Here is a 19,980-nt window from a genome sequence, read left to right as displayed (position 1 = left end):
ATGAGCAGCGCCGTCCGGATCGCGGGCAGGGATGTCCTCTTCGTGATGGCCGCCGAGGCCGAATACGGTCCGCATCTCAAGCGGCTGTTCACGCCGGTGATGACAGGAGTGGGGCCGGTCGAGGCGGCTGTCAGGCTCGGCGCGGAACTGTCCTGGCTGAAGTCCGAAAAGGCGCTGCCGGACCTCGTCGTATCGCTCGGTTCGGCGGGCAGCCGCAGGCTCGAACAGACAGAAGTCTACCAGGCCGTTTCGGTCGCCTATCGCGACATCGACGCCTCGCCATTGGGCTTCGAGAAGGGTGCGACGCCGTTTCTCGACCTGCCGGCGACCGTGCCGCTGCCGTTCAGGATTCCAGGCATCAGGGAGGCGACGCTGTCGACCGGCGGCGCGATCATTTCCGGGGACGCCTACGACGCGATCGCCGCGGACATGGTCGACATGGAGACCTTTGCCTGTTTGCGCGCCTGTCAATTGTTCGGCCTGCCGCTCGTCGGGCTGCGCGGCATTTCCGACGGCGCTGCCGATCTCAGGCATGTCGGCGACTGGAAGGAATATCTCCACGTCATCGACGAGAAGCTGGCGGATGCCGTCATGCGGCTCGACCAGGCGATCGGATCGGGCGCGCTGCAATTTGATTCATCGCGTGAAGATGTGGAATCGGATTGAGAGAGACGTCTCGCAACCCATTGCGCCGACTCATTTCTTTCTCTAAACGCTCGCCATGAAGACAGCCAATCACCCTGACACCGTCCTGATTGTCGATTTCGGCAGCCAGTTCACACAGCTCATCGCCAGGCGCATCCGCGAGGCCGGCGTCTTTTCCGAGATCGTGCCCTTCCAGTCGGCCGAAGCGGCCTTCAAGCGCATCGATCCGAAGGCGGTGATCCTGTCAGGCGGCCCGGCCTCGACGTCGGACATCGGCAGCCCGCGCGCACCGCAGATCGTCTTCGACGCCGGCGTGCCGGTGCTCGGCATCTGCTATGGCCAGATGGCCATGTGCGTGCAGATGGGCGGTGTCGCCGAAAGTTCGGACCATCGCGAATTCGGCCGCGCCTTCGTCGAGATCGAGAAGGACAGTCCGCTGTTCGAGGGCCTGTGGGCGCCCGGCCAGCGCCATCAGGTGTGGATGAGCCATGGCGACCGCGTCATCTCCTTGCCCAGGGGATTCGAGGTGCTCGGCAAATCGGAAGGCTCGCCCTTCGCCATCTTCGGCAATGTCGAGCGCAAGATGTACGGCATCATGTTCCACCCCGAGGTGGTGCACACGCCCGACGGGGCAAGACTGCTCAGGAATTTCGTCCATAACATCGCCGGCATCGAGGGCGACTGGACAATGCGCGCCTACCGCGAGCACGCCGTCGAGACGATCCGCAAGCAGGTCGGCAAGGGCAAGGTGATCTGCGCGCTGTCGGGCGGCGTCGATTCCTCGGTCGCGGCACTGCTGATCCACGAGGCGGTCGGCGATCAGCTCACCTGTATCCTCGTCGACCATGGCCTGATGCGCAAGGACGAGGCGGCGGGCGTGGTGGCGATGTTCCGCCAGCATTACAATCTGCCACTGATCCTAGTCGACGCCTCGGACCGCTTCATCTCGGCGCTGGAAGGCGAGGCCGACCCGGAGAAGAAGCGCAAGACCATCGGCCGGCTGTTCATCGAGGTGTTCGAGGACGAGGCCAAAAAACTCGGCGGCGCCGATTTCCTGGCGCAGGGCACGCTCTATCCCGACGTCATCGAAAGCGTCTCCTTCACCGGCGGCCCGTCGGTGACCATCAAGTCGCACCACAATGTCGGCGGTCTGCCCGAGCGCATGAACATGCAGCTGGTCGAGCCGTTGCGCGAACTGTTCAAGGACGAGGTCAGGGCGCTCGGCAAGGAGCTCGGACTGCCCGACAGTTTCATCGGCCGGCATCCGTTTCCCGGCCCCGGCCTCGCCATCCGCTGCCCGGGCGGCATCACCCGCGAAAAGCTGGAGATCCTGCGCGAGGCCGACGCCATCTATCTCGACGAGATCCGCAAGGCCGGCCTCTACGACGCCATCTGGCAGGCCTTCGCCGTGCTGTTGCCGGTGCAGACCGTCGGCGTGATGGGCGACGGCCGCACCTATGAATTCGTCTGCGCGCTGCGCGCCGTCACCTCGGTCGACGGCATGACCGCCGATTTCTACCACTACGACATGGCGTTCCTCGGTGCCGCCGCCACGCGCATCATCAACGAGGTGCGCGGCATCAACCGTGTCGTCTACGACGTGACGAGCAAGCCGCCCGGCACCATCGAGTGGGAATAAAGGTGCATCATTAGCGAGCTTTCGGTAACTATCGATCAGAGTTGTATAAGCCTATGAAATTATTTTGTTTTCCTTACTCCATCTATCGCCATCTATCGCTTCGAAGCGGAATCATTTGGCGGTAAATTTGACGGCATGCGTTTCTGCGTTCTTTTTCATGCCATGCAATGCCGTCGTCCCGCCGATTGCAAGCGAACTCACTTATTGCCCATCAAAACATTGAAATACAAGGATTGTTTCTAACAGTTGACGGTAAAATCAATGACGGTAAAATTGGCGTCCGAGAACCCAAGTTGTGATCCGATCCTCTGTCATTATGTTAACAGATATTGCCCTTAAGCGGCTGAAACCAAAAGACAAAATGTACAAAGTTGCCGACCGTGACGGTATGTACGCGGCGGTGTCTCCGACTGGGCAGATTGCGTTTCGGTACGACTACCGGACGAATGGTCGGAGAGAGACTGTGACGCTGGGCCGATATGGGGAGGGAGGCCTCACGCTGGCAGAGGCGCGCGACCGCTGCCTTGCCGCGCGAAAAATGGTGGCAGCCGGAAAGTCGCCGGCGCATGAAAAGCAGCGCGAAAAGCGGCGCCTGTCGGCCACGGCGAGTTTCGGGGATCAAGGCAAGCGCTGGTTCAAGGAAGCCAAGATGGCGGATAGCACCCGCTCGATGCGCGAGGCCATTTTCGATCGCGACATTTTGCCGATTTGGGAGAGAAGACAACTAACCGAGATAACACCTGACGACTTGCGGGCGCTCTGCGCAAAGGTGAAGGACCGTGGTGCGCCGGCAACCGCTGTTCATGTCCGCGATATCGTGAAGCAGATATATAGCTTTGCCATTCTGCACGGGGAGAAGATCGCCAACCCCGCGGACGAGGTGGGACCGGCCTCAATTGCCACGTTCGAGGCCAAAGACCGTGCTCTGTCGCCTGCAGAAATCCGGATAATGCTGAAAGAGTTGGAAAGCGTGCCGACGTTGCCGACCATTCGGCTCGGCCTAAAGTTCATCCTGCTCACGATGGTCCGGAAGAGTGAACTACTCGAGGCGACTTGGGACGAGGTCGATTTCCAGAACGCCGTCTGGGGCATCCCAAAAGAGCGAATGAAACGGAAGAAGCCGCATAACGTCTACCTGTCACGCCAGTCCCTCGACATCATGATCGCGCTCAAGACTTGCGCGGCGAACTCCCGATATGTGCTGCCGTCCCGCTACGATGCCGATGAGCCCATGTCGCGCGCGACCTTCAATCGGGTAACCGCGGCGATTGTCGACCGGGCAAAGAAGCAAGACTTTCCGCTCGCGCAATTCACGGTGCACGACCTTCGGCGCACCGGTTCAACACTCCTGAACGAGATCGGATTTAATCGCGACTGGATTGAGAAATGCCTTGCCCACGACGACAGCCGGTCCTCTCGAGGTGTCTACAACAGAGCTGAATATGAGCTGCAGCGTCGTCATATGCTGCAGGAATGGGCGGACATGATCGATGCGTGGGCGGCAGGCAAAAAGCACACGCCCACACTTCAGCCGCCTGCGGAGGCAGCGATTATCCTTGATCCGACTTGACGGGTCGCGTCTTTCGGAGTCTTACGTCAGGAGCAGGGCTGGTCTCGATTTTTCCGGCAGATGACGCATTCCGCCGCTCCTCGATCCAGGCTTCGACTTCTGCCAAGTCCCAGACAACGCAGCGGGGAGTGAGATTGAAGCGTCGTGGGAACTCGCCTCGCTGTTCCATCTCATAAACAGTCGTATCCGACAGCGGAACGATTTCTCGCAGCTGCGACCGGCGAACAGTTCGCACTGCCCGACGCGACCCGATGTGTGGCAGAACCGGAAGTGGATCCGGCTGCCCAATTGCGATGCCCTTGAATTTATCGAGCTCGGAAGACTGCTGCCGTTTGACCATTTGCGTGACCGGTGGGTTGCCTTGCTGGCCAACAATCGCGCAACTTCCCGAGGTCTCGTATAGCCCTCAATTGCGACCACATATCCTCTCCTACGGACGAGGAGACTCAAAGGCGCTCCGCTACGGACTATGTCGGCTTCGAGATATGCGAGGCTGAGGCCCTGCCCGGCAAGGAGGAGTACCTCAACCCGAGAAGTACCAAATCCGCACTTGGAACATGGACGAGCCCGGCAACTTGCAGTGGGACATCAGGTTCGTAAACCGCCAGTCTCGCCTTCTACAAAGCCTGGCACGAGTACTTTGTGTACAGGCGAGGGCTCTGGTATGACCTTTGTCGCTAAAGGGCACTGACTATCAGCGCTATTTGTTACTTCGTCTCACCAGGGTGGGATGTTGCATTGCCGATGGTGATTCCGGGGGGGCATACGTGCCCCACTTTCCTGAATCTTCAGCGCACATCACCACCTCGAGACAACTGCCGCCAACCCCTCAGCAATGCAGATCGGAATACAAGCAAAGCTGGAGGACCGTCCCCCTTTGGTTTCGCGAGCAAGTTTCGTATCGACATCTCGTAGGACCAACTGCCAAGCCCGGAGGGTATCTCAACACGGCGAAGTATGTCGGCCCGGCCGCTCCACCGACCGTTCTTCAGCGCGTCTTGGACGACGATCGGTAGGCCCGCGCGCATCGCGTTCAGTGTCTGCTCGGCAGTTGAGGCAGTGATGTCGACGCCTTCAATCCACACTGTGTCGAGACCGCAAGCCTTCAGATTGTCGACATAGGCTTGCTCGTGGATCGCGCCTCGTTCCCCAAAAATTTCAAGGAACGGATCGAAAGAAGTGGGCTTGGCAAGTGCGCCCCGCGCAACAGCATAATCGAGGCTCGTGAGATGGCGGCAGTTCAGGTGGCCGACCAAGTCCGTTGCGCTCAGGTGAATTCCGTCCCCCAACAGATTCGGAGATCGGCACTTCAATGAAAGTGATAACCGGCCCTGCCCACGTGCTGACGTCCGAATCCAGAAAATTGCTGTTGCCATTTACTGCTCCGTGAGGGAGCGAACTTTGCCCGCGCTTCCTAGCGGCGAATTGCGTCTTTCCGTATCGGCCAGTAACTCCAGATCTGCGTTCAAAGGAATCTTTTCGCAGGCCAACAGCGCGAATACCTTCCCGGCTCGCGCCGATAGGCGATGACTTCCATCGCGGTGCGATCAGCGCCAGTTCAGGGCGGACGTCATTCGGCCGGAACGTTGCGATCCGCAACCGCATCCTCGGCCTCCTCCCGGAGAGCTTCTGTGCTTACGTCAGTGGCATCAAGCCTGTCTTCCTTGATCTTGGGCGCTTGCGGCTGCCACGCCTTCAAGTGCTGTCCGACCTGTTCGTAAAAATCGGGGATCGCCTGCTCGAGGTCGATAATGAAGTTCTTCCGTTGGGCGAATCTGCCTCCGAGATCGCGCGCGAAGACGACCTCGAACGAAGTGACCACCTTTCCGTTGCCTTCGGCAGCCTCCGGCCCGTCCCTGAGCGCCGTTAGCGGGTGTTGGGTGAAGGGGCCGCGGCCTGGCCAGAACAGCCGAATGTGAATTCCGTCCGGCTTGGATTTCTGCAGCTGCCTGAGAAGCCAGTTCAGTCGCGCCTTGGTCGATTTTCGGTCAGTTGGCGCGGCGACCCTCATAGAGGCAAACACCGATCGCTTTCGGAAATCCGCGGAGATTTCAATAGCGGCAGCCGTGTTGGGCACGACGAAAGTGGCGCGAAGGCAGTTTTCGCTGGCCAAACCTTGCGCATCTGTCTTCAGCCGCAACACGGGGTCGCTGACGTGAATTCGAGGGACCTTCACGTCTACTTCTTCACCAAGCTGCCTGCTCAAGATTAAGCAGAGATCACGTGTTTCTTGATACCAGGCACCGACCACTTCCTGCGCGTCATTCGATTTTGCGGATACGGTCCCGCCCGCCTGAATCGTCCCTGCCACCGTGGTCCAGGAAGCGGGCATCTGGTCGAAGCTCTTAACGCCCGCACTGGGATGGCTGAGGAAGCGAACCATCTCGTTCAGGATGACGCGCTGTTCCTTGTCCTCGATGTCGCTGTTTCCGAGCTGGAGCGTCGCTTGGGTGAGTACGTACATCCACGACCAGTGGAGCAGCGTCGCCTTCTTGAGAGAGGCGTTGCTTAGCTGGACCGGGTGGTGGGAAGGCAGTGGCGCGAATTGGTTCGAAATCGTGATCAGCGCATCGATGCCGTTCATTTTCGCGATTTCGAGATAGCTGTCCAGCTGTCCCACAGTCAGCTCGGAATTACCGACCTTCGCCTCCACGAGCGCGGTCCAGCTTTTGGCACCTGTTTTCAGGACTAAGAGGCCATCCGGACGGGCTGTCTTCTCGCCGCCCTTTTTCAGGACGACTTCAGTATAAGCTTCGATCTTGGTTCGGCCTCCTGCCTTCACGCCGAGATCGGCCAAAAGGGATTTTCCGAACTCCTCTACCGTCTCCAAACAGGCCAATAGGATCGAAAGAGTCCGACCTTCCTTGGAAGTGTCGGCGAGGACCGGGAAAAGCCGGGCCCGCTCGCCTCTGACAAGAAAGTCTGGTCTTTCGGTCACGTCGCGCCCCCCCATGCCTCATCCCCTGGTCATAGGACCACGCCCCCGCCCATCTTGTAAAGCGGACGCTCCGATTTCGTTCGACAGGACGCCGTGATATCGGCGAGCACCAATGAAGATGAGGGTTGCCGAGCGGAGACTGGTGTGAGGCGATTCGCGCCGGCCGCTGGTGCCAGGGCGGAAGACCGGTTCCGACCTCTGCGGAAGCTCGCTACCGCAGCTTCTTGTCCTTGGAACTTGTCCACGGTAGCGTTGGAGCAGTCCATGCATGCCGATATGATGACTTTCCCTGAAATCTTCTAGGGGAGATCCCTGCCGCAATACGCCATTGCCCCAGTCCAACCAAAGTTGGCCGCGGCCCGGAATTGGGTGAACCTCATCCGCGCGGCTCAATGCTCTCACGGTGACTTCAGTACCTGTACTAGTGAAGTCCAACGGCGTAATTGCATTGTAGGACCATCGATGCTCATCTAAGAGGAACGGTGGTCAGGTCCTGCGGGGGGCTTTAATGGAATTCGCCGAATCAATTTCGGCTCGCAATCGAATTGTATGTTGTTTTCTGGCTGTGCTATTGGCGACAGCAGCGTGCTCTCTCAACGCATTCGCTGACACCTTGGCGCAAAACGGTGCAATGATTGCCGGCCGCGCGTCCGTCGTCGACGGAGACACCATCGAGATCCACGGGGAACGCATCCGCTTCAACGGTGTCGACGCTCCTGAATCTTCACAGCTGTGCCTGGACGGCAAAGGTCAGAAATACCGCTGCGGATCCATCTCGGCGAAGGCGCTCGATGACTTCCTCAGCAAATCCTCACCTACGACATGCGAGTTCGTCGAGCGTGACCGTTACGGCCGCTTCGTGGGCAACTGCTACCGCGCGGACGGTTCCAGCGTTCAGGAATGGCTTGTGGCAAACGGCCTTGCTCTGGACTGGGTACGCTACAGCGGCGGAGCCTATGCCAAGCTGCAGCTAAAGGCCCGCGAACAGAATTTCGGCTTGTGGTCCGGCACGTTCGAGAACCCTTGGGACTGGCGTGCCAACAAGCGCGCCCCGGCGGTTTCCGCACCCTTCGCGGGATTGCCCACCCAAGGCAGCGGAGGCTGCAAGATCAAGGGAAACGTCAGTGCCAAGGGAGAACGCATCTTCCATGTTCCCGGGCAAGCGCATTATCAGCGGACCAGGATTTCGGAAAACGAAGGCGAACGGTGGTTCTGCAGAGTAGACGAAGCCGTCGATGCAGGCTGGCGTCCAGCCGCCCGATAGCAGCGTTGCCGTTGACGCGGCGACAGTTAGAAAACCCAAAACATAGTCTCGCGGGGGTGAGCGTTTGGCAATACGATTTGAGAGCCTGAACAAGCTCAGGGACAAAGTCCTTGAGGCAAACCATGATTTCAGATCAGGGACGCAGGTATTCCCCAGCCTCAACGTCGACAAGATGGCAAAGGACCTCGACCTTGTAAATGAAGGCAAAAGACGCGGCGCGCTGAACCAGCCTCCGAAAACAGCAAAATCTTACGACGATGTCGAGTACACCGTCATCGAGAGGGTGGAGGAGGTAAAGAAAACCTCCCAGCAGGCCGTCGAATCCGACCTCCAACTGTTTGCGGGCCGTCTTGCCAGCCTCGACTTCGAGGACCAGTTCGGCCTGATCAACCTGGCGAACTCGTCCAGCGTCTCGGACTTCAAGGCCGAGGTGGCCGTCGGCGTCGACGAGCTTCACGGCCTGAGAAAAGCTCTCAACGATGCCGAACGCGAGCACACCTGGTTCAAGGACAAGCACAACCTGATCCGCGCCGCACGCATTCCCGAAGGGGGCGCACACCTGCTCAGGGTGTCGTTGCTGGTGTTCCTGTTCCTTGTCGAAACCGGGATGAACGGCAGCTTTCTGGCCAAGGGAAACGAGCAGGGCTTTTTCGGCGGCATCATCGAGGCGGCGGCATTCTCCTTCGTAAACATCGGCATTGCCCTGCTGGCATCGATCTATTGCGCCCGGCTCGTCACCCACAAATCCTTTCCCGTCAAAGCCATCGGAGCCGCGGCAATTGCCGGCTACGTGGTCCTTGCGCTCGCCATCAACCTGGCATTGGCGCACTACAGGGAAGTCACAGGATCGCTCGCGGACGGGGCGGGAAACCTCGTGGTCAGCAACATGTGGGCCAACCCGGCCGGGCTAACCGACATCAAATCATGGCTGCTCTTCATGATCGGAATGCTTTTCTCGATCATCGCGTTCATCGACGGGTGGTTCGTGCTCGACCCGTATGTCGGGTACGCGGGCGTCGAAAAGAGGCGCAACTCGGCGAGGGAAAACTACAAGGAGGGGAAGGGCGAACTCATCGAGCGGCTTCAGGACGTCCGCGACGAGCACAATGACAAGGTCAAGGAGATCATCAAGGGCCTCGGACTGCTGCAGCGGGAACACCGCGCAATCGTCGAACACAGGGGTAAGCTCCTCTCCCTTTTCGCAGAGCACCAGAACCATCTCGAACGCGCGTGCAACCAGCTTCTTTCCAAGTACCGCGAAGCCAACGTCCAGGCGAGGGAAACACCGCCTCCCAAATTCTTCTCGAACCCGTACCACCTCGAAAAAGTGAAGCCGAAGGTCACGGCCGACGGCGAATGGGGCGACAAGGAATTGTCCGCTTCGATCAGGGATGCGCAGGCGAAACTCAACGAGCAGGTCCGCCTGATCGGGCAAGAGTGCCAAAACGGCATCGCGGCATATCAGGAACTCGACAGGCTTCACCCGGACAAGATCGATGGCTAGGCGTTACGGTAGGAAAAAGAAGAAAACCAACATCGGCACGATACTGGGGGCAAGTGCCCTGGGCTTGCTTTCCCTTGGGATGGTTGCCGGCTTCGTGTGGATGTGGTCACGGACGGACGACACAGTACTCGTGAAGGGCACCAACTGCCCCGCAACAGGCGCGACCACCGCAACGGTCGTCATCTTCGACGCGACCGATCCGATTTCTCCCACGACTTTGAGCGATCTGAAGAACCAGTTCAGAGGCATCGTCGGCAGCGTAGAGAAGGGTGGCTACCTGAGGGTGGTCAGCCTGACCGGAAAACCGGGCGAAATCCCGCTTATGTTTGACGGCTGCAATCCTGGTGACGGTTCGTCCGTCGACAGCTGGACCGGTAACCCAGAAATGGCACGGAAAAAATGGGAGAAGGCTTTCGACGAGCCTCTGGCCAACCTGCCCGATGAGATCGCGAACGGGACCGAGGCCGCACAGTCGCCGATCATGGCGGCGATCCAGAAGGTGAAGCTAACGATTTTTGACGGCGAGATCGGAGAAGGGCGGCCGAACAGGCTGTTCGTCGCTTCCGACATGATTGAACACACGCATCTCTATTCGCAATACAAGGCAGGGCCCGACTACGAAAAATACCTTGGGAGCCTTGCCGCGAAGGAATACCGGACACCCCTTGGCGGGGTCGACGTGTCGCTCCTCTATGTCGAGCGGCCCAACAGGAAATTCGAGTCCCTTGCCCACGTCGAGTTCTGGAAACAATGGGTCGAGCGGCAGGACGGCAATTTCGTAAATGCGACCAGGCTGGCGGGCCTCAACCTGGCGGAGGCCGAACAATGAGGACGAAGAAACATCAGGGTCTCTTGTCCCACCTCTACTTTCCGATGTGGGTTTTTGCCGCCTTCACGATCGGCGGATGCGTCTTCATTGCGGTCTCGAAATGGCTCCGAGTCGACCCCTTCCTGTCCATGTCCGTCCCGATCCTCCTGATGCTGACCTACCTTGCACTGTCCACGATTACGGGGAAGCTGCGGCTGCATGACGAGCAGACGGGCGACAACCTTTACTACATGGGCTTTCTTTACACGCTCTCGAGCCTTGGCATGGCGCTCTACCAGTTCGGCTCCGACGCCTCCACCGACGCGGTCGTCAAGAATTTCGGCATCGCCATTACCTCAACTATTACGGGCATCGCACTTCGCATTCTCTACAATCAGATGAGACGCGACCCCGCCGACATCGAACGGTCCGCGCGCCACGAACTGGCGGATATGACAAGGCGGGTCCGGGCGGAGATGGAAAACGTCACCAGGGAGTTCTCCGACTTCCGTCGGGTGAGCAACCAGATGCTGGAGGAAGGCTTCGACGAGATCGCAAAACAGGCCGAGCGCAACGGAGAGCATATCAGGACGATCCTCGACAAGCTGGCCATGGAAGCCATCAAGCCAATACAGGAAGCCGCAGGAAAGCTGGGCGGCGCAATGCAGGGCAATTTCGACCAGATCGAGAGCCAGTTCACCGCCATCGCCAAGCGGGTGGAAACCGCGGGAGACCTGCTTGAGAAGGCGAATTCCTCGATGTCTACCTCGGTTGACAGGCTGGGGACGCAAGCCGATGTCTTAGCGGCCAAGCTCGAACGCGTCGTCGTTCCCGAAGAGGTCCTGAAAAACGACCTCGCCCCCATGGTGAAGGCGATGGGGAATGCCGTCGCCCAGTACGCCGTCAAGACCGAGACTGCATCCGTCGAGCAACAGTCGCGGATGGCGGAAATCGGCAACGTCTTGCAGGGGGTGGCAAACACCACGGCAAAGGCACTCCATGTGGTGGGAGAGCATTCGGAGAGGGCGGCAGCTGCAGCGGAAAAAACTGCCGAAGCGGTCAACGGCCAGCAGCAGCTGATTGAAGTGCTCGCAAGGGTGGTTCAGAAACAAAGCCAGGACACGAACGAGCTGGTCGCCAAACTTCTGGCGGGCATGCAGCCCAACGCTTACGAAACACGGCCCGCTACCCAGCCCGCAGCAGCATTTGCCCCAACCACAGCCGGTCCAAGTTTCGTGCCCGGTGTCGCCTTGCCCAGGCCCGCTCCCGAACCGGTGGCAGTTTTCCAACCGCTGGATGGCGTGTTGCCGCCCGCTCCCGCAGAGGCCTCGCGCATCAAAGGGTGGTTTAACCGATGAGCACGCCGGGCGACACGTCCGTCAATTACGAACGCAAAGGTTACGGTCGCGGTCTGATCCTTGGCCTCACCATGGCCGAGACGATGCTGCTGCTGGTCTTCTGCCTCCTGCTTGCGGCGGGGGCGATCATCGCAAAAAAGGAAAAGGAGGCCGCGGCGGCCGAGAGCAGGGCCATTGAGGCGACGAAGAACGCCGGGATTACCGAAGCCGAGGCCGACAAGGCCAAGAAGGAAAACGAAGCACTTCTCTCACAGGTCTCCAAGATGATGGAATCGGCGACTGGCGGTAGGATACCGGACGAGGAATGGCGCGAACTGGTCAAGGCGAAACGGGATGTCGAAAGGATCAAGGAAACGGGCCTGACGGTCGAAGAAGCCATCAAGAACGCCCCCGTGATCAAGGTCATCAAGGAACACGCGGTGGACGAGAAAACGGCAAGGGAGCTTGTTCCCGCCGTCAAAAAGCTGGCCGAGCAGGGGATAACGGCCGAGCAGACTGAGAAAATGGCGTCTTCCATGGCGATGCTGCGCGACAGGGGCTTCACTGAGAAGGCCGATCCCGCGGCCGATCTCGCTGCTGCCCTGGACAAGGCCGCCGAAGAAGGGAATTCAAAGCCGCACAAATGGCCGCCCATCATCAGCATGAGTGAGCTTGAGGGCTACAACTTCAAGGTCGGCAGCGCGGAGTTGTCGGACACCTTCAAGATCAAGCTACGCCAAAAAGCCTCGGAGATCGCAGGGAGGGCGAAGGAATACGGCGTCGACATCATCGAGGTGATCGGACATACCGACGAGCAGGCCATGTCGGGATACGCGTCGAACTTGGACAGGGGATTAAAACCCGTTCTGGACGGCCAGAAGCCCATCGGCTCCCTGCATCCCGCCGACAACGCAGGTCTCGGCCTCGCACGCGCCATTTCGGTCGCCGAACTGCTCGGAGGCATGCCCGAACTCAAAGGCCTGACCATCCTGCCAATGTCGGGCGGCCAGCTGATCCTGCCCGGAGACCAGCTTACGGACGGTGCGCAGTCAGGAGACGTGAAGGCCAGGCGGCGGATCGAAATCCGGGTCCGCAAAAGATCGGAGCAACAAGCGACAAAGGCCGTCGTTCAGCAGACTCGCGACGGATAGCGTTGAATACGCTCTCGGCTCCCGACAACTTACCTCGTTTTTTTGGCCATGGCGCGGTCCGAATTCTTCTGCCCGCGGCCGTTACCGGCGAACGAACTGAAACCCTTCCGTCGGTGAAGGTCTCCAAATGGCGCGACCTGCTCGTTCCGATTGACAAGAAGGATGGCAACATTCCACCCTCGACGGTAGTTGAGCATCAACGGGCGGTTGAGAACTTGCCGAGTCCGCGCGCCGGCGGGCCGGCATTTTTTTCTGCCTTGAGAAAAATCGGGGCCGGGGAATTTTGGGAATTCGCAGATGGAGAAATGAACGCACCGCCGAACAAACGCGGCCGGCCCCGCATGAGCCGACCAAGGCCAGGCGGTTGGCGGTGGAGACGCTCGCCGGTGCCGCCGTCCCGATCGCGCAAATCTGCGAAATGCTCGACATCCCGAAGTCAACGCTTTATCGGCCGGAGCTTCGCCGTGGCGCTGCCTGGATCGAGTCCCTGCTAGTCGGCCATCTATTGCGCCTGGCGGGCGGAAATGACCGCGTCGCGTTGAAGGCGATTGCCTTCGCGTTCAGGGAGCCGGTTTGGGTGGAGCGAATTCGCGCCACGGCGGTCGCCGGCACATGAATGCTATCTCGGTCCGCGCCCAGATGACTTGAACTACCAAATGAAAAAACGGCGACGGTCATAGTTGACCTCACGGCATGCGATTTTTAGGCTGGAAGCCGAAGATCGGATATCGCGAATCCTAGCCTTGTTGGCCGGCCGATCTCGCACGTCAAAATCGTCCCCACTGACTTGGTTTCGAAAATTGACTAGCGCGGAGTTGAGGCGAAGGCCTGAATTTCAGTCTGTTACAAAACGCGACAACGAACCAATATCATGAAGTGTGCAAACCGTTTCAGCGACGTCGTCAGAATCCGGGTTTCCTTCCGCTGACCACGCACGGCCAGCATGCCCCACACATTGGTCGATTCCATCTCGACGAGTGTTTGGCTGATCTGCTGGGTATTCTCGGTCTGTCCGCTCAGAGCGCTTGCGTGACAACTACGTTCCATCTTGAACCGTAAGGCGCCGGGCGACGCGAGACACTTTCGACAAGAAATGCAAATCCTCGTTCCGCCCCAACACGCCAATGAAGGCTCGTTCAATCTCGTCGATGATCGCGTCGAGAGCAGGCGCACGCTGCGCGCAGGCTAGTACGATCTGGGTCAGCGTCAGGGCCGGCACGAATGGAAACGCGTTCACCCCGAAAAGGTAAGTACCTACGCTGAAGCCTGAGTCGATCAAGAGAGCCGCGCGTTGTCGGTTGACTGCCACGCGCGACGCTCGCGACAATTCGGCATTCAATCGGGCAATCTCAGACTCCCGCTCCTCAGCTGGCAGATCGGCTAGTCGGGCAATCAGCGCTCGGCCTTTGCGCCGGTCCGAAGCTGTTGAGGTCAAACTTAGGATGTCTTCGATGGGCACATCATGATCGAACTCGAAGAGCGGCACCGGGGGCAAGACGATGCGGCGCTCCTCTTTACCCCGCTCGTTCATCGCCCAAGCGGCGGCGATACGCGTGTTCAGTGAGCTGTAGAAGTTCAGGCGGTCACCCATAAACTGCATTGGACCGATCCATGAGGACACGTAACCTCATGCGGCATCTGGGGGATGAACGTCGCCTTGAGCATGTGCGCCTTGTGAATGCTTGAGCCAAAGCTCCCCGCCTCAAGACGGACGTCCTTGCCCCGCACACGCTGAAATGCTTCGGCGAACGCTTTTCCCTGGCCCAAGCCGTCGTAAGCCATCAACCCGCGGTCCATCAAAGGCTGAAGACATTCGCGGCGGGCTCTGACCGGATAGAGTAACGACCGCGCTACCTCATCGATCGGGCCGCCCATCTCCGATGCAATGCGCCCGATCAATTCCTGTACCTCGCCGGCAAGTGAAGGCTGGGCCAACAGATACTCGTTCGCGGTCTCAACCACGTGGGCGATCATCAGGGCTGCCGACTGGCGCCGTCCGATCACTCCGTCTGGATTGGCTTCCTGAGCTTCCCGCAACAAGCCGAGGTCAGATCGCTCCTCCGGCTGAGAATGCAGAATCCTTACGCGGTCCGCCGCGACGAGCTTGAGCAGGTCTTCTCTTCCGAGGTTCTGAGTATCCCAGAATGACGGGTGTCCAGGCGGACCGACGCTGAGCGGCGGCTCCAAATAGATCGTGTCGTAGGCAAGCAAAAGCTGGCGCAGATCGATCTGCGGGAACACGGTAGAATGAACGTAGCAGGCCATTCCTGCGTCACGTGTGAAAGCGAACGATCGTGGGGAAAGACGGCCCTCAAAGAGGTTCTCAAGGTTGTTAAACCACCACTCCTCTTCACGCGCGACGAACGAGGGAACATGTGGGCGCTTGTAGATTGGCTTGAAGCTGAGGCCCTCAATCGATTGGATAACACGCCGCGCCTTTGTGCTGGACGCAGGAGGAACTGGCTCAGGAGACGCTGCTGCAACGTCGATGACAAGGGGTCGGCCGCGCAGGCTGCGCTCGATGAACGTGCGTACGGGCTCGACAAGCTCGCTGGGGATCTCCGTCTCGAATGAGATGCGCAACTCGCCCCGCTGGCCCTCGCGGAGCAGGGTCATGGGTGGCAGGGTCGGGAACTTGCCTGCCAATACGGACTGCAAGTCCGGCCGGGTGAAGGTGAGACCCTCAAGTTCCGACCCGATCTGGTCGTCCCGCAGCGGCTCGATCAATGTCGACGCAGGTGGGCGTTCGTTGGTGAACTCCACCCGATCACCGATCATACGGTACTGGTCGGCGAACACCGGGGCGAAGGTCGATGCGTCTAGTTGCTCTCTCGGCGCGAAGATGAGGTGGCGATTCGGGGCGAGCTCGTGGATTTCGGTCGAAACGTGAGGAAACTCGGCCCTGAGCCGAAGATCGAGGCGGCGAATAGCCGGGCGCTGAGTCATGGGTTGAGCAACATCGGTGAACGTCGGCGAACGTTTGTGGGAGGTCGAACCAAAGTTCGCAAGACGGCCCTAGGTGGTCTATCTTTGGCAAGCAGTCTGACACGCAACGTCCGTTTTACCCGGTCTGCCGACCTGAAAAGCGGTCCTTCCACTTGCGTGCCCATAACTCCACTTGGTATCAGCGAGTGAGAGTTTATGTAAGTAGAACGCTATCAGACATAAAACTTAAACGGCTGGCGTTCCTCTCCCTTCGCCGAGCCCATCGTGAGAACATCCCCAACCATCCGTGCGAACCGCACGGTGACGGGCAGGCCATCATTGAAGTTGCACGAGTTGTAGTTGATCTTGGTGAGACCCATGATGTCTGCCAAGACTGTGCGGATGTCGGGCTTGTCGTTCTTACTGCGCATTACGGTGATGTGCAGCGGATTGGGTGTTTCCGGCCCGATATAGGTGTCGAGCTGCGGCACGTAGCCCGTCGTCCAGAGATAGGCCGTCTGATCATCGAGCAGCAGAGCGGTCCCGCGCAGCACGGGATAGTCGCCATCCCGAAAGAGCTTCGTTTCGCCGCCGGTCGAGCGGATCCGCACGCCGATGACATTGGTCTCCTTCGGAGCCGCGTCAACAAAGGCGTTCCATTCCTCGTCGTTGAAATAAGTTTGTCCGTGAATAAACAGCTCCTTGGGAGGCCCGCCATGAGTCTCGGTGTAGGTCTTCAGCACAAGGGCGAGAAGGTTCTTCGCGGCAGGCGCCTTGAGATGGAACTCGTAGTCCCCGGTCTTCCACGGTCCATTGGCGCCGCGGAAAACGACTCCGTCACCCTCGTTGAGAAACATTTGCGCGGCGCAGCAGGCGTGCCCGTCGGGATCATGCGGCAGGCTCTTATAGACCATGCCGATGTAGCAAACGCCCGGCCGCACGTCCGCCAGCCGCCACGGTGGTTTTGGCTGTGTCTTGTAGTAGAGCCCGGTCGCGAGATTCCATGCGACGGTCGCCGCATCCTGGGTCTTGCGGACCGGATAGTTGGCTTTGTTGAGAAAAGCCTCCGGTGCGAGTGTCGTTTCACGAACGAGCTGCGTCGGCGCTATCTTCAGAAACTCGGCTTTGATCCTGCGATGGAAATCGGGAACATCCTCGAAAATCGCCTCCTCGGTTTGATCGATAACGCCCATGGCGGAGAACAGCGGAATGCTTTCCTTGGCCCTCTGCCGCTTGGTGAAATCCCCCTTTTCCATCGGCAGGCCGGTTCGCTTGGACTGGGGCCTACAGCGCTCGTATACGATCTCCGGCAGCACCAGGATCCAGACGTCGACCGATCGCTCGTCATTGCGCAGATGCTGCCTGACGCGATCGATGTACAGCCGAGCGACCTTGTCGACGGCCTCATTGAGGTTGATGATGCGCGTCGCGCGATCGATGTCTTTCCACGCAATCGAGAGCGTGCTGCATTCATCCGGCTCGAAAGAAATCCCGAACGCTTCATCAAGGCCGGGGAAGTTCGCCAGGTGCAGCCGGTCGGCCTTCTCCCCTTTCCCGGGCGGTGGAACCTGCACAACCGAATTGAGCTTGCGGCCCCATGTTCGAAAATGCCCGATCCCGTCGGTGGTGCCCACCACGCCAACCCGGATCTCGCGGCTCTTCTTCGCCTTCGCATGCGGCCCATACAGAAAGAGTCCGTCCTTAGGATGCGGACTGCGCTGCGAAAATGCAAATTCCAGCTGCGGTTCGTCGAAGTGCTCGACTCGAAGCGATTTCTCCGGAAACCTCATGTTTCGACCTCGTCGTCGTTGTCAGGTCGCCCCAGCGTGCTGATGTCTGCCTCTTCCTCGTCGGCCTCGAGAACATCGGGAAGCGCGGTACTCACCGGCGAGGTGAACAGCATGGGCGCCGCTTCGATCGCAAGCGCTGCGTTCGCCGATAGCGACAGCCGGATATAGGCCGAATCGCCGGACAAAAGCTCAAGGAAAGCGAGCATGCGCCCGTGCCACTGCTTGTTGCGCCAACCCTTGCAAATGCTTCGGCGCAGGCGATGCAGCTTTCTGGCATCATCGATTCCGAGCCCTTCGGGCGTTTCGTTGTCGACCGAAAACAGAACTCGTGACTTGAGCTTCAGGTGCCAGAACGGCCAGAAGTAGGGCATCGCGGTGACGCCGAACTGCCAGACATGTCCCTTCGCGACATTGCGAAGCATCGAGGATCGACGATCGCCTTGCTTGCCCCACGGAATGCGTTGTCCGGTTGGCGCCTGCGTGGCCGAAGCGTGGAAACCGACAGCATTGGAATAGTGATACTCGACGAAGCCCTTTTCCCGACAGAATGACAGCCAGGCTTTCTTGATCATCGCAATGACCAAGTTGGATGCGACCTGGCGCTCCATCCCGAGTGCAGGGAAACCGTTGTCGACAAATTCCAGCAACGGGATCTCGTGCTTGAGCTTGAAGCGGCCGGCAGACGCGAACGCCGCATCGATCTCCGACTGATCGGCAAAGGTGATAATGCCGGAGCCCTGAATGGCGCACGGATACGGAAAAGCCTCGAGTGTCTGATCCAGCAGTCTTTGTTCGATCGCTCCGGTGCTTTCGAAGTATCGAATGACGTCTGGCGCCTCCGCCGCCCGAAGCCAGTTCGAGGTCAAACGCTCGGCCTCCTGGACGAGCGGTATCGCGCCGCGCCGTCGGAAGATCTCCCAGTTAGGATCGATCACTGGCGGGCCCGGGGATCGCGGCACCTTTTGCCGCTGGAGGGCGTTAAGCAGGAGGCCTACGCCTTCTCCCCAGCCGCGCACGAAATCGACGGTCAACGCGTCTCCGACGCCCTTGACCTTCTTGCCTGCCCCGAGCCGCAGCGGAATGATGAAGCGAGGATCGGGGATTTCCTTTGCCACCTCCAGCGCGATGTCGAGATCGTCCTGAACATTCGGGTCATCGAGGGTGGCATCGCGGCAGATGAGGAGAACTTTCGCTGCTCGGCATTGCAGCGCCTGATTGATCAGCCAGCGCCATCGGTCGCCGGGCTGAAGCATTAGGATGTCGGCGAAAACGCGATACCCTTCAGCCTCGAGCTTGGGCGCAAGCCAAAGCGTAAATTCGTTGTCGATCGGCGACGATTTGATCAGAAAGATCGTGTCGCGGACCGCATTCTCGGCAGGCACTGCGTTCCCAGCAATCACCGTAGGGGGCAGGAGATTGGCAAGGACAGCGGGGATCGACCCCGGCTTTGCGAGGGCCTTTTCGACCGCTTCCGTGACGACCGTTTCCAGAACCGATGTGCTTTGCGCCCATAGTTTTTGATGGGCTTTTTCTATGTTCGGATGCTTACGCAGGAGCGCGTTGAGGTCGCCTGGGCCGAATATATCGCCCGGTGTTTGCAATGAGGGGCCGATGATCTCGGCCAACGCGCTCTTGTTTTTCGGGGTGAGGGGCGCTGATGTCACAAGGATGTAGCGCTTCGGCTCCAGTCGGTCGATCGACTGCCGCTCCTTCGCCATCTTGGTCTTCACCCCCGAAAATCCGGCGCGGTGATAGTGCTTCGCTTGCAGGACGATCGCGCCATCGGCCATCGCATGGCGTCCGTCCATCCCGTCATCTGGCCCCTCGGGAAAAGCCTCGAAACGCCTTCCGATCTCGCTACCGATCAGGTCGCGGGCCAAATCCTCAAACTCGCTGTGTGACAAACTCGAGAAGTCATAATCCATTCCGCCAGAATGAGTTCCCAATTCATGAGCAGTCAAGCAATTAGGGGGTTCTATTCCGTGGCGACTAACCTTTGCCAACAAGAAAATAAACTGACATTTGCGCTTAGCCCCTTCAGAGTTCGGTCACCGCTAATCGGCGCAATGGGTGAGAGTGCAGCCGCTACTGAGATGAGGTCGAACGCAGAACGGCAGCCTATCGCTTGTTCACTCCTAAAGCCGCGATTCCGCTTCCGGCCCCCAAACCGGCATCCTGACTGAATCTCAGAATTGGGGCCGGGGAACGAACCCGCTGCGCGGGAGGGCGCCTGCGGTTGAGGTAGAGATCAGGGACCGGTCGTCGCGCCTGCATTGAGCGTTGTTCGGCGGCGGCAGAGCATGGCGGGCTTCTTCAACAAGGAGGCTGACCATGCCCTATCCTGTTCTTGATGCACCTTTCAGTCCACTTCGTCAGCGGCTGATCGACGACATGAACATGCGGCGTTTC

At 59.3% G+C, this 19,980-nt stretch carries 16 protein-coding genes; 9 read left to right on the top strand and 7 right to left on the bottom strand.

All coding sequences use genetic code 11. The features are described from left to right. The 3 genes from MESS2_RS25020 (at nucleotide 1) to MESS2_RS25010 (ending at nucleotide 3,854) form a co-directional block, all read left to right on the top strand. Nucleotides 1-666: a 5'-methylthioadenosine/S-adenosylhomocysteine nucleosidase gene (locus MESS2_RS25020; protein ID WP_008877346.1), complete on the top strand. Its 666-nt coding sequence runs from the start codon at nucleotides 1-3 to the stop codon at nucleotides 664-666. Between the two features lie 55 nt (nucleotides 667-721). Continuing rightward, nucleotides 722-2,284, top strand: a complete 1,563-nt coding sequence (gene guaA / locus MESS2_RS25015; protein WP_008877345.1) for a glutamine-hydrolyzing GMP synthase — start codon at nucleotides 722-724, stop codon at nucleotides 2,282-2,284. Nucleotides 2,285-2,600: 316 nt separating this feature from the next. Beyond that, nucleotides 2,601-3,854 (top strand): tyrosine-type recombinase/integrase, encoded by a 1,254-nt coding sequence (locus tag MESS2_RS25010; RefSeq protein ID WP_040593992.1) that lies wholly within the window; start codon nucleotides 2,601-2,603, stop codon nucleotides 3,852-3,854. Here the strand turns inward: MESS2_RS25010 and MESS2_RS31505 are convergent. The 3 genes from MESS2_RS31505 to MESS2_RS25000 all read right to left on the bottom strand — a co-directional run bounded on the left by MESS2_RS31505 (nucleotide 3,835) and on the right by MESS2_RS25000 (nucleotide 6,792). Next, nucleotides 3,835-4,194, bottom strand: a complete 360-nt coding sequence (locus tag MESS2_RS31505; RefSeq protein ID WP_008877342.1) for a helix-turn-helix transcriptional regulator — start codon at nucleotides 4,192-4,194, stop codon at nucleotides 3,835-3,837. The genes MESS2_RS25010 and MESS2_RS31505 overlap by 20 nt on opposite strands. A gap of 448 nt (nucleotides 4,195-4,642) precedes the next feature. Then, on the bottom strand, nucleotides 4,643-5,230 hold the full coding sequence (locus MESS2_RS25005; protein WP_008877340.1) for a hypothetical protein: 588 nt from the start codon (nucleotides 5,228-5,230) through the stop codon (nucleotides 4,643-4,645). A 194-nt stretch (nucleotides 5,231-5,424) separates the two neighbouring features. Continuing rightward, the gene (locus tag MESS2_RS25000; protein WP_040594000.1) at nucleotides 5,425-6,792 is read right to left on the bottom strand and encodes a hypothetical protein; all 1,368 of its coding nucleotides are present in this window, start codon (nucleotides 6,790-6,792) and stop codon (nucleotides 5,425-5,427) included. A gap of 508 nt (nucleotides 6,793-7,300) precedes the next feature. Here MESS2_RS25000 and MESS2_RS24995 point away from each other — a divergent pair. From MESS2_RS24995 to MESS2_RS24970, 6 genes are all read left to right on the top strand, one after another. Further along, a complete protein-coding gene (locus MESS2_RS24995) occupies nucleotides 7,301-8,056 on the top strand; it encodes a thermonuclease family protein (protein ID WP_157357839.1) in 756 nt (251 codons plus the stop codon). Nucleotides 8,057-8,120: 64 nt separating this feature from the next. Then, entirely contained in the window at nucleotides 8,121-9,560 is a 1,440-nt protein-coding gene (locus MESS2_RS24990) for a hypothetical protein (protein ID WP_008877336.1), read from the top strand. Beyond that, nucleotides 9,553-10,389, top strand: coding sequence for a hypothetical protein (locus tag MESS2_RS24985; protein ID WP_008877335.1), 837 nt, complete (start codon nucleotides 9,553-9,555; stop codon nucleotides 10,387-10,389). The genes MESS2_RS24990 and MESS2_RS24985 overlap by 8 nt, the downstream gene beginning before the upstream one ends. Next, nucleotides 10,386-11,726 (top strand): hypothetical protein, encoded by a 1,341-nt coding sequence (locus MESS2_RS30330; RefSeq protein ID WP_008877334.1) that lies wholly within the window; start codon nucleotides 10,386-10,388, stop codon nucleotides 11,724-11,726. The genes MESS2_RS24985 and MESS2_RS30330 overlap by 4 nt, the downstream gene beginning before the upstream one ends. Beyond that, a complete protein-coding gene (locus MESS2_RS24975) occupies nucleotides 11,723-12,856 on the top strand; it encodes an OmpA family protein (RefSeq protein WP_008877333.1) in 1,134 nt (377 codons plus the stop codon). The genes MESS2_RS30330 and MESS2_RS24975 overlap by 4 nt, the downstream gene beginning before the upstream one ends. Nucleotides 12,857-13,226: 370 nt before the next feature. Next, on the top strand, nucleotides 13,227-13,472 hold the full coding sequence (locus MESS2_RS24970; RefSeq protein WP_008877331.1) for a hypothetical protein: 246 nt from the start codon (nucleotides 13,227-13,229) through the stop codon (nucleotides 13,470-13,472). Nucleotides 13,473-13,892: 420 nt separating this feature from the next. On the opposite strand, the gene MESS2_RS24960 is transcribed toward MESS2_RS24970, so the two are convergent. The 4 genes from MESS2_RS24960 to MESS2_RS24945 form a co-directional block, all read right to left on the bottom strand. Next, nucleotides 13,893-14,456, bottom strand: a complete 564-nt coding sequence (locus MESS2_RS24960; RefSeq protein ID WP_157357837.1) for a hypothetical protein — start codon at nucleotides 14,454-14,456, stop codon at nucleotides 13,893-13,895. Then, a complete protein-coding gene (locus MESS2_RS24955) occupies nucleotides 14,432-15,802 on the bottom strand; it encodes a hypothetical protein (protein WP_008877328.1) in 1,371 nt (456 codons plus the stop codon). Before MESS2_RS24955 ends, MESS2_RS24960 begins: the two co-directional genes overlap by 25 nt. Nucleotides 15,803-16,014: 212 nt before the next feature. Next, complete coding sequence (locus MESS2_RS24950; protein ID WP_008877327.1) at nucleotides 16,015-17,571, bottom strand: argonaute/piwi family protein; 1,557 nt, start codon at nucleotides 17,569-17,571, stop codon at nucleotides 16,015-16,017. Beyond that, entirely contained in the window at nucleotides 17,568-19,496 is a 1,929-nt protein-coding gene (locus MESS2_RS24945) for a toll/interleukin-1 receptor domain-containing protein (protein WP_008877326.1), read from the bottom strand. The genes MESS2_RS24950 and MESS2_RS24945 overlap by 4 nt, the downstream gene beginning before the upstream one ends. Between the last annotated feature and the right edge of the window lie 484 nt (nucleotides 19,497-19,980).

The organism is Mesorhizobium metallidurans STM 2683 (assembly GCF_000350085.1).
GTDB lineage: Bacteria > Pseudomonadota > Alphaproteobacteria > Rhizobiales > Rhizobiaceae > Mesorhizobium > Mesorhizobium metallidurans.
This window is presented reverse-complemented; position numbering and strand designations above follow the sequence as displayed.

What these genes read in the sequence shown, in the direction of transcription:
- MESS2_RS25010 (WP_040593992.1), top strand. Translation starts at nt 2,601, where the DNA reads ATGTTAACAGATATTGCCCTTAAGCGGCTGAAACCAAAAGACAAAATG.
- MESS2_RS24950 (WP_008877327.1), bottom strand. Translation starts at nt 17,571, where the DNA reads ATGAGGTTTCCGGAGAAATCGCTTCGAGTCGAGCACTTCGACGAACCG.
- MESS2_RS24945 (WP_008877326.1), bottom strand. Translation starts at nt 19,496, where the DNA reads ATGGATTATGACTTCTCGAGTTTGTCACACAGCGAGTTTGAGGATTTG.
- MESS2_RS24995 (WP_157357839.1), top strand. Translation starts at nt 7,301, where the DNA reads ATGGAATTCGCCGAATCAATTTCGGCTCGCAATCGAATTGTATGTTGT.
- MESS2_RS31505 (WP_008877342.1), bottom strand. Translation starts at nt 4,194, where the DNA reads ATGGTCAAACGGCAGCAGTCTTCCGAGCTCGATAAATTCAAGGGCATC.
- MESS2_RS24975 (WP_008877333.1), top strand. Translation starts at nt 11,723, where the DNA reads ATGAGCACGCCGGGCGACACGTCCGTCAATTACGAACGCAAAGGTTAC.
- MESS2_RS24985 (WP_008877335.1), top strand. Translation starts at nt 9,553, where the DNA reads ATGGCTAGGCGTTACGGTAGGAAAAAGAAGAAAACCAACATCGGCACG.
- MESS2_RS24960 (WP_157357837.1), bottom strand. Translation starts at nt 14,456, where the DNA reads ATGCAGTTTATGGGTGACCGCCTGAACTTCTACAGCTCACTGAACACG.
- MESS2_RS24955 (WP_008877328.1), bottom strand. Translation starts at nt 15,802, where the DNA reads ATGACTCAGCGCCCGGCTATTCGCCGCCTCGATCTTCGGCTCAGGGCC.
- MESS2_RS25005 (WP_008877340.1), bottom strand. Translation starts at nt 5,230, where the DNA reads ATGGCAACAGCAATTTTCTGGATTCGGACGTCAGCACGTGGGCAGGGC.
- MESS2_RS30330 (WP_008877334.1), top strand. Translation starts at nt 10,386, where the DNA reads ATGAGGACGAAGAAACATCAGGGTCTCTTGTCCCACCTCTACTTTCCG.
- guaA (WP_008877345.1), top strand. Translation starts at nt 722, where the DNA reads ATGAAGACAGCCAATCACCCTGACACCGTCCTGATTGTCGATTTCGGC.
- MESS2_RS25020 (WP_008877346.1), top strand. Translation starts at nt 1, where the DNA reads ATGAGCAGCGCCGTCCGGATCGCGGGCAGGGATGTCCTCTTCGTGATG.